Raw genomic sequence first — 14,011 nt, 5'->3', positions numbered from 1 at the left:
GAAAAGAGGAAGGATATATCTTTTGATAACGTGATTAACGCTATCAGTTAAAACAGGATCACCGGACGATTATTCATCGAAACAATGATCCCATTCTTCTTAACCGAGCGTCGGTGCCGCTTGTGTCACCAACTGACCTGCGGAGCCACGATCGGCCATCTCAAGGCTCTGGCTGTAGAATAGGAATGGAAAATGCTCGGAAGAAACCTGATTGAAGTACACCAGTAACTCCACACTCCCATCAACCCAGACGGTATCTTTCCAGCCACGATCCTCGGCCATCGCCGGTGCACCATTCACATTTTTCACCAGGAACGAGACGCCCTGTATATGGAATGCTTGCGGCATATCTGCGTGTATGGTCCAGCGCTCCCAAGTCCCTTGCTGTGCTTGAGCATCGACCCGGCTCATATCCCAGATAACGCCATTGATTCCCGGCAGATCATCCCCCAGGCGGAACTCTCGGGTACGCACCACACTGCCATCCAGAATCTGATCAGAGAGCAAACGCATTGGCAGGTTATCAGTGACCAACGGCAGCAAGCCGGTCGGTTTTAATGTCAGTACCAAAGTGGAAATTAAAATACTCGATGGCTCAAATAGCCCACGCAATCTGTCCATAATCCCGGCAGACTCCCCCGCCGTGATGGACACTTCACTACCCTGCGACATATCGATAACTACTTCACGCCGCTCACCGGGAGCCAGTGAGAGCTGTTGTACCGCAACTGGCGCAGGCAGGAAACCTTGATCACTGGCTACCACATGCAGTGGGCGGCCGTCACTCAACTGCAAGGTATAGCGGCGGGCATTGGACGCATTGAGTAAACGTAAGCGCACCCAACCACGGGAAACTTCAACAAACGGGCTTTGCACCCCGTTAACCAGCAATGTATCGCCGATAAAGCCGCCTTTGGCTGGCGGGTCGTATTCCGGCACACCAAAGTTATCAAGCCGCTTGTCCTGAATAATAATCGGAAAATCATCAACGCCGTAATGGCTTGGCAATGGCAGCGCTTTGCTGACTTCATCTTCCACCAGCCACATCCCCGCCAGCCCATTATAAACATGGGGTGCCATGCGGTTAGGCGTATTGGCATGATACCAACAAGTTGCAGCGGGTTGGCGTACAGGCAAAACCGGTGACCAGTCGACGCCAGGGGAAATCATGCGTGCCGCCCCCCCCATTAACGTGCCCGGCACCTGTAACCCACTGATCGTCATGGATACCGGCTCAGTCAGACGGTTGCTGTAAATGAGCTTAACATCATCACCGCTGTACACCCGAACGGTCGGCCCCAGATACATCCCGTTGATACCCCATACCGCAGCTTTCTGCCTGCCACTGAATGCCCAATGCGCCCGCTGTAAAGTCAAAAACAGCGGTTGGCCACGACGGGATTCCAGTAAAGGTGGAACAGGTAACGAGGGTTGCTGGGTACTATTAGCCTGTGCCCTCAATGGCAACGAACCCGCGCCAAGCGCTAAGCCCGTAGCCTGAATGAACTGGCGACGACTGAGTGACATATCTTCTCCGTGAAAACCACAATCAAACCTACTGCAAAATTTTGCCTGACTGCGAATAACGCTGAAGGACGGCAAAACGCTCACGACCAGAGTCGTTTAAATAAAAATGGATTCAGGCAAAATAATCAATGCAAAATCAACCTACGGCAAATAACGAATAGATTATTTTTCAGTTGCTGCCTGTTGAGCTATTTCTGCATCAAGTTGCTCAATTTTAGCCAGCATTAAATTGCGGCAATGCTCTGACAACTCGCGCACACGTTCTTTACCATAACCAGTGGTATCAACGGGTGGCATTATTTCTACAATAACTTTGCCATTTGACCAACGGTTTAAGTTGATATTATTGGTGCTGGATACGCAAATTGGCACAATGGGCACCCCAGCGGCGATAGCGGCATGGAAGGCTCCGGTCTTAAACGGCAGCAAACCGCGGCCACGGCTACGCGTCCCTTCAGGGAACATCCAGATAGAAACGTTCTTTTTTTTCACTTGCTCAACGACTTGAGCAATAGTGCCATGCGCTTTGGCGCGATTATCGCGGTCAATTAGCAGGTTGCCAGTCAGCCAATACAATGGGCCAAATAAAGGTATCCACAACAAGCTCTTTTTGCCCACGGTGACAGTACCGGATTGAACCACATTAGACATCGTGACCATATCGTAGTTATTTTGATGATTAGCGATGTAAATGCAGGTACCGTAGTTCGCTGCTTCCGCCGGAATCCGCTGTTCAACGGTAATCCCAAATAACACTGACATCCGGCCAAATAGATGGGCGAACGTGGCGAGGTTACGCGGATTTCGTGGGCGAAACAGGCAATAAATCGAACCAAATACACACACCAGAACACAATATAAAACTGCCAGTACCGTGCGCAAAATTAATAGCATAACAACCTCTTAAACACTTATTTTTATGAAACACTCACTTCTATTAAACACCGGCTCTTAGATTTGTAATCGGCGCTAGTATAGCGGCTTCCTGATAAAACACCGCGCAGATTCCTTACCTAATGATGTTACGCGAAAGCGCGCGAATGATGCGCGCTCCCTGTTACATTAACTGGCTACCTCATGACTCTTCATTATCTGTTGGTGTCGCCCGCTCAGGCGCATCAACATCAACACGGTCAATACGCTGTAGCCCACGAGGCAGTGGTGAACCTTTGCGGCCACGTTCGGCACGGAATTTCTGCAAATCTTCCGGCCGTAAGGTTAGCTTACGTTTACCGAAGTGAAGTGTAATTGACGTTTGCGGAGGTAAGACAAATAGCCATACCAAGCGATCTTTACCCGCCGCCGCATCTGCCGCCGGGATAGAGACGATTTTATTACCTTTACCTTTTGATAATTCAGGTAAATCTGCTACTGGGAACATCAACATACGGCCAGCCGCAGTTATGGATAACAACATGTCATCCGGCCCATAAATCTCTAATGGTGGCAGCGCTTTGGCATTTTCCGGCAAGGTAATCATGGTCTTGCCTGCACGGTTTTTGGCGACCAAATCATTGAAAGTACAGACAAAGCCATAACCGGCATCTGAAGCCATCAATAATTTCTGGTCATCTGCGGCCATGAGTACGTGTTCAATATTGGCTCCTGGCGGCAGAGTCAGCTTGCCGGTCAACGGCTCCCCTTGCCCACGCGCAGATGGCAGGGTCAGTGGATCTAATGCGTAACTGCGACCGGTGGAGTCCATAAACACCACCGGCTGGTTACTCTTACCGCGAGCCGCTGCACGGAAACTGTCCCCAGCTTTATAACTTAATCCACTCGGGTCAATATCATGACCTTTGGCACTGCGCACCCACCCCATTTCTGACAGCACGATGGTCACCGGCTCAGACGGCACAATGTCATGCTCACTCATGGCTTTGGCTTCTTCACGTTCCGTCAGCGGCGAACGGCGATCATCGCCATAGGCGGCTGCATCAGCCTGAATTTCTTTCTTAATCAGGGTATTAAGTTTGCGTTCTGACGCCAACAAAGCTTGTAACTGGTCACGTTCTTTGGCGAGTTCATCTTGCTCACCACGAATCTTCATCTCTTCCAATTTAGCTAAATGGCGGAGTTTCAGTTCGAGGATCGCTTCAGCCTGAGTTTCAGAAATCGCGAAACGCTGCATCAGCAGCGGTTTTGGCTCATCTTCAGTACGGATGATATGAATAACTTCGTCGATATTCAGGAAGGCAATCAATAAGCCTTCTAAAATATGCAGCCGCTTCAGTACTTTTTCCAGGCGATAATTCAACCGGTTACGTACGGTTTGGCGACGGAATACCAACCACTCGGTCAGGATCTCCACCAGCCCTTTCACCGTTGGGCGATGATCCAGGCCGATCATATTCATGTTGATACGATAACTTCTTTCCAGATCCGTGGTGGCGAACAGATGGTTCATCACTTGATCCAGATCGACACGATTGGTACGTGGAACTATTACCAGACGAGTAGGGTTTTCATGGTCAGATTCATCACGTAAATCTTCAACCATTGGCAATTTCTTGGCGCGCATCTGGCTGGCAATCTGTTCCAACACCTTAGCGCCAGAAACCTGGTGCGGTAGTGCAGTGATGACCGCACTGCCGTCTTCTTTTTTCCACAAGGCGCGCATCCGCACCGAGCCACGGCCACTCTGGTAAATCTTACGAATCTCATTACGTGGCGTGATAATTTCCGCTTCAGTCGGGAAATCAGGCCCTTGCACAAACTCCAGCAACTCTTCCAGTGAAGACGTTGGCTTATCAATCAGCGCAAGTACCGCCTGCGCAATTTCTCGCACGTTATGTGGCGGAATATCGGTCGCCATGCCCACAGCAATACCGGTAGTACCATTGAGCAGAATATTGGGCAGGCGTGCAGGTAGCATTTTCGGCTCCTGCATGGTGCCATCAAAGTTCGGCACCCAATCGACAGTTCCCTGCCCCAACTCACCCAACAATACTTCTGCATATTTGGATAAGCGAGATTCGGTGTAACGCATTGCCGCAAAGGATTTAGGGTCATCCGGTGCCCCCCAGTTCCCTTGCCCATCAACCAATGGATAACGGTAAGAGAATGGCTGTGCCATCAGTACCATGGCTTCATAACACGCGCTGTCACCATGTGGGTGATATTTACCCAGCACGTCACCCACGGTACGGGCTGATTTTTTGAATTTAGCGCTATTGTTCAGCCCCAGTTCGGACATTGCGTAGATAATGCGCCGTTGCACCGGCTTCAAACCATCGCCAATAAACGGCAACGCCCGATCCATGATGACGTACATGGAATAGTTCAGATAGGCGTTTTCAGTAAAGGTGTGCAGCGGTAAGCGTTCTGCACCGTCATGAGTCAAATCACTCATTACTCAATTATCCTCAGACTCTGGAGGCGATCACTGTCAGTCAGCAGATCGGCACCGCAAGTTCATTGTCAATTTCTGCCCGCGATAGTACCTCATCTGCGGGGTTACTGTCACAACCCACAGAATCAATGTCGTGTCGGCTGATGCGCAATTTTGCAGCTAAAACGCTGCAATCCAGGTGCTTTATTGCTTATTAAGCAACAGTGTTATGCATTGTTGTCTATTTTTCTCTGGTAAAGAAACCATTAGCATACTCAGTATTCCGGGTTAGGCAGTTTCAAGCCCCTATTATTTAAATGAGTTATAGCTTTAAAAAGGTATATCAATGAGTAACGTACTAATTATTAACGCAATGAAAGAATTTGCGCACTCCAAAGGGGCGCTCAATCTGACTCTCACTAATGTCGCTGCCGAGTTTCTTCAGGAAAATGGCCATCAGGTTAAAATCACCACGGTTGACCAAAGCTATGATATTGAAAGTGAAATTGAAAACTATCTGTGGGCCGATACAGTCATTTATCAAATGCCGGGTTGGTGGATGGGCGAGCCTTGGATATTGAAAAAATACATTGATGAAGTCTTTACCTATGGTCATGGCAAACTGTACCAAAGTGATGGACGTACTCGCTCCGATGCCACTAAGGGCTATGGTTCTGGTGGCTTAATTCAGGGTAAAACCTATATGCTTTCAGTGACCTGGAATGCACCACTTGAAGCGTTTACTGATCCGAATCAGTTCTTCGAAGGGGTCGGTGTTGATGGTGTTTACTTGCATTTCCATAAAGCAAACCAGTTCCTTGGCATGAAGCCATTACCAACATTTATGTGTAACGATGTGATTAAACAACCCGATATTGAAGGTGACATTAGCCGTTATCGTCAGCATTTGGCCGAAAACTTTAAGCGTCAGGCTATTTGATATCACAGCATCACACCTAAGTTGGAGTCGCTATGATTACCGTTTTTGCAGAAATAAAGGTCAAACCGGGCCGTCGCCGGGCGGTATTGAACGCCATTGAAAAACTGATACCTGCCGTGCTGGCAGAGGAAGGTTGTGGCGGCTACGTGCCGATGATTGACGTACCCACCCAGCTTGACTGGCAAAAGAATTCGCCAGACTCAATTTTCATGCTGGAGAAGTGGCAAAGTGTTCACCATCTGGAATTACATTTACAGATGGAACACATGCATCAACATCGTGAAGTGATTAAAGACGATGTACTGGATGTGAATATTCACATCCTTGATAACGCTTAATCAACCGATCCCCAAAGTAATTGAAGTTGCAGGTAGGCGGCAAGCAAACGCATCCCGATGAGCTTACTCAAGTAAGTGATTCGGGTAAGTGAGAGTGGCCAACACCCCTGCGCTTTAAGAACGAAGGGGATCTTTTAACCAATGACTGCCCTGCAACTTGATCTGCTCACTCACATAATCCAGAAAACAGGTAATCCGCGCTGCAAGCTGTGTATTGCGATAATAAACCGCGTTAATCGGCTGCCAGGTTTCCAGAATTTGATCTGCCATGACCTCAACTAAACGCCCCGTCAGCTGATCTTCTCGGGTCATAAAATCAGAGAGTTCGACGATCCCTTCGCCCTGTAAAGCCAACAAGCGCAGTGTTTCACCACTGGAAGCGGCCAAATTAGGGGTGATTGATGTGCGCCCACCGGGCAAATGAGGTAGCGACCACTGATTAAGGAATTCAGGCTGAGTGAAGCCGAGCAGACTGTGATTTGCCAAGTCATCAATGGTGTGAGGGGTGCCGTGGCGTTGCAGATAATCAGGGCTGGCGAGGATACGCACCCGACTCGCTCCCAGCAGACGTGCATGGATGGTCGAATCGCGCAACGCACCAATACGAATCGCAATATCAGTGCGTTGTTCTAGTAAATCGATATTCAGGTCATCGGTATTCAGTTCAAGAATGATTTGTGGATATAACGCGCGAAAACCGCTGATCATCGGCACAATCACATGCTGCATAAAAGGAGCTGCCGCATTCACCCGCAACCGCCCGGCAGGTTTTAGCCGCCGTAGCGCAATCTGCTCTTCAGCATCATCAACCGCACCGAGGATCTGCCGTGCATGAGTGAGAAACAACTCCCCCTCTTCCGTCAATTCCAAGCGCCGAGTGGTGCGGCGCAGCAAGGTGGTCGCCAGCTTCTGTTCCAGCCGACTTAATGCCCGGCTGATGCCTGATGTGGTTTGGCTGCGCTGTTCCGCAGCCGCCGTAATAGAGCCGCAGTCGACGACCGAGGTAAACGCCTGCAACTCTTCTAAGGTGACCTTCATCGATCAGACCTCAATCTCGGCGGTATCCCCTTTCTCTTGTAGCCAATTGCGGCGATCTTCTGAGCGTTTCTTCGCCAATAGCATATCCATCATCGCCATTGTTTTATCAATATCGTCATCACCAATGGTCAATTGCACCAAGCGACGAGTATTGGGATCAAGCGTTGTTTCGCGTAACTGCAACGGGTTCATTTCACCCAACCCTTTAAAGCGCTGCACATTCGGCTTGCCACGTTTGCGTTTTAGTTGCTCCAATACACCAGCTTTCTCTTCTTCATCCAGCGCATAAAACACTTCTTTGCCTAAATCGATGCGGTATAACGGCGGCATGGCCACATACACATGCCCATTGCGAACCAGGGCACGGAAGTGGCGTACAAACAGCGCGCACAACAAGGTGGCGATATGCAAACCATCGGAATCCGCATCCGCGAGGATACAAATTTTGCCGTAGCGCAGTTGGCTCAAATCTTCGCTGTCGGGATCAATACCGATCGCAACTGAGATATCATGGACTTCCTGCGAGGCCAGAACTTCATCGGAAGACACTTCCCAGGTATTCAGGATCTTCCCTTTCAGCGGCATGATCGCCTGATATTCGCGGTCACGTGCTTGCTTGGCAGAACCACCCGCGGAATCCCCTTCCACCAGAAACAGTTCGGTCATGCTTAAATCTTGCGAAGTACAGTCGGCCAGTTTGCCGGGCAGTGCCGGGCCGCTGGTCAGTTTCTTACGCACCACTTTCTTGGCCGCACGCATGCGGCGCTGGGCACTGGAAATAGCCAACTCAGCTAACTGTTCAGCCGCTTGTACGTTCTGATTCAGCCATAAGCTGAATGCATCTTTTACTACGCCGGACACAAAGGCCGCGCACTGACGTGAGGAAAGTCGCTCTTTCGTCTGGCCGGCAAACTGTGGATCTTGCATTTTAACTGACAACACATAGGCGCAGCGTTCCCAGATATCATCTGCCGATAGTTTGACGCCACGTGGCAGAATATTGCGGTATTCACAAAATTCGCGCATCGCATCAAGCAAACCCTGACGTAAGCCATTAACGTGAGTACCGCCCTGCATGGTTGGGATCAAGTTGACGTAACTTTCAGTCAGCAACTCGCCGCCTTCCGGTAACCATAACAGCGCCCAATCAATCGCTTCGGTATCCCCGGCAAAAGAGCCGACAAACGGCACTTCTGGCAAGGTAATCAAGCCGTTAACCGCTTCCATTAGATAATCGGTTAAACCATCAGCATAACACCAGCGCTGCTCGGTATTATTGACCTGATCTTTAAAGACGATTTCTACGCCAGGACACAGTACCGCTTTCGCTTTAAGCAAATGAGATAAGCGAGATACAGAGAAACGCGGGCTATCGAAGAAAGAAACATCGGGCCAGAAATGTACGCTGGTACCGGTATTGCGCTTGCCGCATGTACCAATAACCTGTAGTTCCTGCACTTTGTCGCCATTTTCAAAGGCAATGCTGTAGATTTGGCTATCGCGGCGTACTGTCACTTCTACACGCTTGGATAAGGCATTCACAACTGAAATACCTACACCATGCAAACCACCAGAGAACTGATAGTTTTTATTCGAGAATTTGCCGCCTGCATGTAGACGACACAAAATCAGTTCAACCGCAGGAACACCTTCTTCAGGATGGATATCAACCGGCATCCCACGGCCATCATCAATTACTTCCAGTGATTGATCGGCGTGCAGGATGACATCAATGCGACGGGCATGGCCTGCCAGCGCCTCATCGACGCTGTTATCAATCACCTCTTGACCAAGGTGGTTTGGTCGCGTGGTGTCCGTATACATTCCCGGACGACGACGCACTGGTTCTAAACCGCTGAGTACTTCAATGGCATCAGCGTTATAGCTGGATTCAGTCATGGTTTGATTAATATTCGGCTAATGGTTGGAAGGCTAGCGGTGATATGCCCGACAGGCCATAACGGCCTGCGGTACTCTACCCGCTGTATTGGGTGATGCTTAAACCGCCAGATATCAAGCGGTCGCTAGCCCTAAAAAAGTCACAATCGGGGAGAAATAATGATCAAAACCGACAAAGGCATGATTCCCACCTGATTCTACTGTTTGCCGACAAGAGGTGTAATAGGCAACCGCTTGACGGTAATCGAGGACTTCATCCCCGGTTTGCTGCAATAACCAGAGTAAATCCGGTGATTCCAACTTTTCAATCTGCATGGCTTTCAGATCGTAAATATGCCGAGACTCTAACACATATTTTTGCCCGGTGTAGGGGTTCTGATTTTCGCCCAGGTAATCACCGAGCAGCTCAAATGGCCGGACTGCCGGGTTAACCACTACTGCGGGAATACTGAAGCGCTGGGAAAGCCAGGTCGCAAAATAGCCACCAAGAGAAGAGCCAACAATACCCATGGATTGCCCAGCTTTATCCATTACGATGCTTTCCAGCATTTCTGCTGCCTCCGCCGGATAAGGCGGTAATTGCGGTATCAGCATCTCAATATGAGGGTGGTGTTGCTGCAACCAACTTTTGAATGTCGTTGCTTTGACCGAGTCGGGCGAGCCATTAAAGCCGTGAATATATAGAAGAGTACTCATCAATAACCATCCGAGTCCATGTCCGGGCAGAACTCATCACTGGCTAATCGACGAACTTCAGTTTCAAGTCTTCCATCAGGCAGTAAGTCGAGGTAGCGCCATCCCGGTGCCACGGTATCAAGTGTAAAATTAGTACAGTGCGGTTTGAACTGCACGCAAGTAGAAGGGCTAGCCAACAAGCGCTTACCATACCAATCGAGATCCAAATCCTGATGGATATGGCCACACAATAAGGTGGTCACACGCGGATAGCGGGTCAATACTGCCGCTAGCATATGCGCATTACGCAAGCTGTGCTGATCAAGCCAGGTGCAGCCTGAAGGCATGGGATGATGGTGCAATAATATCAGTGTATAGCGTTCTGGATGTGCCATCAGGCAGCGCTCCATCCACTCCAACTGATACTCACTCAATTCACCATAAGGAACACCAAATACCTGACTGTCCAATAATAGAATTTGCCAGTTATCCCCCACCAGAACATGCTTTGAAGGGGCGATACCAGCACTGGCTAAGGCGTCCACCATAGCCGGTTGGAAATCATGATTACCAGGAAGCCAGACACAGGGCGCTGGCAAACGGGAGATACCCTTAGCAAAATTTTGATAAGCGGCAACGGAATGATCCTGAGCCAAATCACCTGTTGCAACAATAAGATCAAAGGGGTGCTGCTCAGCAATAATCGCATCCAGCACAGCGCGATAACTGCGAGAAGTATTTACACCCAGCAAGGTCTCATGTTCCCCCGCAAAGAGGTGGGTATCTGTTATTTGTAAAATTCTAACCCTGGCCCCACTCGCCATAGGCAGTTTAAACAGGCTTTCCAAATGGTGTCCTTGTTTTTGCACCCTTCCCAACCAGATTCATTACATACCTTCATATCTGTAGGTCAGGTTATAAGTCTGTCTAACAAACCGGAACTGCCACCGCTCCATGCGCCAAGCAATAGCGCAACCAGTCAGCAAGAAACTGGTTAATTTGATGCTTTTCGTCCCGCTGATGCAACTTTTTATTCGGATAATCATAACTTGCTTTGAAGCGGAAGATCTGCTGACTGGCACACACTTCCGCGACCATAGCATCATGATAAAGCCGTACCACCATAGAGGGTAGACTCCAGTATCTGACTGCGGGCTCGATTTGGACAATCTCAACAACAGAAGTGTAGCGGGTCGATTCAATAATTGTCAGTTGATAACTGGCGCCATTAACCTGATAAGCCACACTTTCGCCCACTTCGTCGACTCGCGGTATCAAACGACGTAATTGGGCGAAGTTAGTTTCGCATACCCGCATCATCTCAGGGAAATCAGGTGTGTAGCGCTTGCTCATTATTATCTCTCTTTTTATCTACTTATCTATACTCTAAATAATTCGAGTTGCAGGAAGGCGGCAAGCGAGATAATCCCGATGAGCTTACTGTAGTAAGTGATTCGGGTTATTGAGTAAAGCCAACGCACATGCAGCTTGAAGTATGACGAGTATATTTATGACTGCCATTCTGCTCTTAGCGATTGATGGTGCAACGCCAGCCATTGTAATGCAATGATTGAGGCTGCGTTATCAATTACACCTTCTTCAACCCAACGATAAGCTTGCTCGCGGCTGACAACATGCACCCTGATATCTTCATTTTCATCGGCCAGCCCATGAATCCCACTCGCGGTTGTCGCATCAACTTCCCCGACCATAATGGACAAACGTTCACTGGTACCACCCGGGCTGGCTAAGTAACTCAGTACAGGTTTACAGCGGCCAATGTGAATTCCCGCTTCTTCCTCAGCCTCGCGCCGCGCGACTTCCTCAACGGTTTCGCCCTCTTCAATCATCCCTGCAACCATTTCTAATAACCAAGGTGATGGGCTGCTGTCAATGGCGGCAATGCGTAACTGTTCAACCAGTACCACTTCATCACGCAGCGGATCGTAAGGTAATAGTACAGCGGCGTGACCGCGCTCAAAAATCTCGCGTTTAACTTCTCCACTCATTTCGCCATTAAACAAACGATGACGAAATCGGTATAAATTCAGTGAAAAAAAGCCCTTATACAGTGACTCTCGTGCAATAATTTCCACATCGTTTTTATCGAAAGTCACCGGTGAGGGTTGTTGTGATGACATATACTTCTCTCCTGATGTCAGTATCAAACCTAAATTGTACTTTTTGATGACAGCCAAACGACACAGGCTACACCCTAAATAATTCGAGTTGCCAGAAGGCGGCAATTGAGCGAACCCCCATGAGCTTACATAAGTAAGTGACTGGGGTGAACGAAAGCAGCCAACGCACACGCAGCTCGAAGTATGACGGGTATACAGGATTTTAAAATAGCAGGCATAGAGTTAGCTGATAGAAATGATTTTGATAAAGATTATTTGACAAAGATGGCCGATACAGATTAGTTGTCTGAATACTCATTTAGCTTTGTGTTAGATTTAAGTAAATTAAGGCAGGATGGCACAATCAGCCACCTTATCCCATTGGCAGACTCTGATAGAATCGGCAACAATTCGTCTATCGACAGCTACCATAGTAATATTGCCGCACAACTGCTGCACAACAAGGACTGCAAATGAAGAAACTGCTCCCCCTTCTTATCGGGCTGAGTCTGGCTGGTTTCAGTAGCATGAGCCAGGCAGAGAACTTGCTGCAAGTTTATAAGCAAGCCAGGGATAGTAACCCGGATTTACGCAAATCAGCGGCTGACCGCGATGCTGCATATGAAAAAATTAATGAAGCTCGCAGCCCGCTGTTACCACAGTTAGGTTTAGGTGCGGGTTACACCCATACCAATGGCTTCCGTGATGCTTCTGATAACCCGGATAGCAATGCCACGTCAGGCTCACTGCAACTAACGCAAACTATTTTCGACATGTCCAAATGGCGCGTTCTGACGTTACAAGAGAAAGCCGCCGGTATTCAGGATGTGACGTTCCAAACCAATGAACAAGCGCTGATTCTGAACACGGCAACCGCCTACTTCAATGTCCTTAGAGCCATTGATAGTCTGTCTTATACCGAAGCGCAGAAACAATCCGTTTATCGCCAGTTAGACCAAACAACCCAGCGCTTTAATGTCGGTTTAGTGGCTATTACCGATGTGCAAAATGCCCGCGCTAGCTACGATACCGTGTTAGCAGACGAAGTTACGGCGCGTAATAACCTCGATAATGCGCTGGAAAACTTGCGCCAAATTACCGGTGTTTACTACCCAGAACTGGCATCACTCAATGTTTCTCGTTTAAAAACTGAACGCCCGCAAGCCGTCACTAACCTGCTGAAAGAAGCTGAAAAACGTAACCTTTCATTGCTTTCTGCCCGTTTGAGTCAAGATTTGGCACGTGAGCAAATTAAGTCAGCAGAAACGGGCTATATGCCAACCATCGATTTGACGGCATCAACTTCAGTCACCAATACTCGTTACAGCGGCGGCACACCAAGCACTCAGCAACTGAATAGCGATGCGGGTCAGAACAAAATTGGCGTGCAATTGAGCTTACCGCTGTACAGCGGTGGTGCGACGAATTCTGCCGTGAAACAGGCACAATACAACTTCGTTGGTGCCAGCGAGCAGTTGGAAAGCGCACACCGTAGTGTGGTGCAAACCGTACGTTCCTCATTCAACAATATCTCAGCCTCCATCAGCAGCATCAAGGCTTATGAGCAGGTGGTTATTTCTAACCAAAGCTCATTAGACGCTATGGAAGCGGGTTATCAGGTGGGTACTCGTACTATTCTGGATGTATTGACTGCAACGACTAACTTGTATCAATCCAAACAGCAACTCGCGGATGCGCGTTATAACTACTTGATCAATCAGTTAAATATCAAGTCTGCTCTGGGCACGTTGAATATGAACGACTTGATGGCGCTGAACGGTGTGCTGGATAAACCCGTCCCGACATCGGCCACCAGCCTGGCACCGGATAACGCCGACCAAAATGCTTATGCTGATGGTACCAGCACACAGGCTGCACCGCGTGTCACCACGGTTAGCCAACCGACGACCGCAGCGCCAGCCGTTGCACGTAACGGCAACCCATTCCGTAACTGATTTTTACGCGATTGGACTCACCGGGCATAGCACCAAGCCGTGCCCGGTTTATTTTTCTTTACGCCCTCTTTTGGCTCCCCCAGCATTTTTCGGTAATGAAAAAAGCGAAGTTACTCGCAGCATTTCGTATAGCTTTGTAAAGTCTGCCGCTCATCAGCCCTCGCGCTTTAATTTCATACACATTTCCC

The 14,011-nt window shown here is 48.9% G+C and carries 12 protein-coding genes; 3 read left to right on the top strand and 9 right to left on the bottom strand.

The window, feature by feature from the left end; translation table 11 throughout:
• Positions 1 to 99: 99 nt before the first annotated feature.
• From ftsP to parC, 3 genes are all read right to left on the bottom strand, one after another.
• A complete protein-coding gene (ftsP, locus tag QSV56_RS14435) occupies positions 100 to 1,527 on the bottom strand; it encodes a cell division protein FtsP (protein WP_019079109.1) in 1,428 nt (475 codons plus the stop codon).
• A 162-nt stretch (positions 1,528 to 1,689) separates the two neighbouring features.
• Positions 1,690 to 2,421: a 1-acylglycerol-3-phosphate O-acyltransferase gene (locus QSV56_RS14430; RefSeq protein ID WP_019079110.1), complete on the bottom strand. Its 732-nt coding sequence runs from the start codon at positions 2,419 to 2,421 to the stop codon at positions 1,690 to 1,692.
• Positions 2,422 to 2,602: 181 nt separating this feature from the next.
• Positions 2,603 to 4,879 (bottom strand): DNA topoisomerase IV subunit A, encoded by a 2,277-nt coding sequence (gene parC / locus QSV56_RS14425; RefSeq protein WP_019079111.1) that lies wholly within the window; start codon positions 4,877 to 4,879, stop codon positions 2,603 to 2,605.
• A 325-nt stretch (positions 4,880 to 5,204) separates the two neighbouring features.
• Between parC and QSV56_RS14420 the strand changes: the two genes are divergently transcribed.
• Positions 5,205 to 5,798, top strand: coding sequence for an NAD(P)H-dependent oxidoreductase (locus tag QSV56_RS14420; RefSeq protein WP_050130255.1), 594 nt, complete (start codon positions 5,205 to 5,207; stop codon positions 5,796 to 5,798).
• A 32-nt stretch (positions 5,799 to 5,830) separates the two neighbouring features.
• Complete coding sequence (locus QSV56_RS14415) at positions 5,831 to 6,136, top strand: putative quinol monooxygenase (protein WP_046050214.1); 306 nt, start codon at positions 5,831 to 5,833, stop codon at positions 6,134 to 6,136.
• Positions 6,137 to 6,250: 114 nt separating this feature from the next.
• On the opposite strand, the gene QSV56_RS14410 is transcribed toward QSV56_RS14415, so the two are convergent.
• From QSV56_RS14410 to nudF, 6 genes are all read right to left on the bottom strand, one after another.
• On the bottom strand, positions 6,251 to 7,174 hold the full coding sequence (locus QSV56_RS14410) for a LysR family transcriptional regulator (protein ID WP_019079113.1): 924 nt from the start codon (positions 7,172 to 7,174) through the stop codon (positions 6,251 to 6,253).
• A gap of 3 nt (positions 7,175 to 7,177) precedes the next feature.
• Positions 7,178 to 9,073, bottom strand: a complete 1,896-nt coding sequence (gene parE / locus QSV56_RS14405) for a DNA topoisomerase IV subunit B (RefSeq protein WP_019079114.1) — start codon at positions 9,071 to 9,073, stop codon at positions 7,178 to 7,180.
• Positions 9,074 to 9,187: 114 nt separating this feature from the next.
• On the bottom strand, positions 9,188 to 9,769 hold the full coding sequence (gene yqiA / locus QSV56_RS14400) for an esterase YqiA (protein WP_050130252.1): 582 nt from the start codon (positions 9,767 to 9,769) through the stop codon (positions 9,188 to 9,190).
• Positions 9,769 to 10,596 carry a 3',5'-cyclic-AMP phosphodiesterase gene (cpdA, locus tag QSV56_RS14395; protein ID WP_046050212.1) on the bottom strand — a complete coding sequence of 276 codons (828 nt, stop codon included), beginning with the start codon at positions 10,594 to 10,596 and terminating at the stop codon, positions 9,769 to 9,771. The genes yqiA and cpdA overlap by 1 nt, the downstream gene beginning before the upstream one ends.
• A 79-nt stretch (positions 10,597 to 10,675) precedes the next feature.
• Positions 10,676 to 11,101, bottom strand: a complete 426-nt coding sequence (locus QSV56_RS14390) for a DUF1249 family protein (RefSeq protein ID WP_019079117.1) — start codon at positions 11,099 to 11,101, stop codon at positions 10,676 to 10,678.
• Between the two features lie 155 nt (positions 11,102 to 11,256).
• Complete coding sequence (gene nudF, locus QSV56_RS14385; RefSeq protein ID WP_301212889.1) at positions 11,257 to 11,889, bottom strand: ADP-ribose diphosphatase; 633 nt, start codon at positions 11,887 to 11,889, stop codon at positions 11,257 to 11,259.
• A 452-nt stretch (positions 11,890 to 12,341) separates the two neighbouring features.
• Between nudF and tolC the strand changes: the two genes are divergently transcribed.
• Positions 12,342 to 13,823, top strand: coding sequence for an outer membrane channel protein TolC (gene tolC / locus QSV56_RS14380; protein WP_301212886.1), 1,482 nt, complete (start codon positions 12,342 to 12,344; stop codon positions 13,821 to 13,823).
• Positions 13,824 to 14,011 lie beyond the last annotated feature (188 nt).

It is taken from the genome of Yersinia sp. 22-579 (assembly GCF_030433455.1).
Classification (GTDB): Bacteria; Pseudomonadota; Gammaproteobacteria; order Enterobacterales; family Enterobacteriaceae; genus Yersinia; species Yersinia enterocolitica.
Note: the sequence above shows the minus strand (reverse complement) of the source record. Positions and strands in the feature narration are given on the sequence as shown.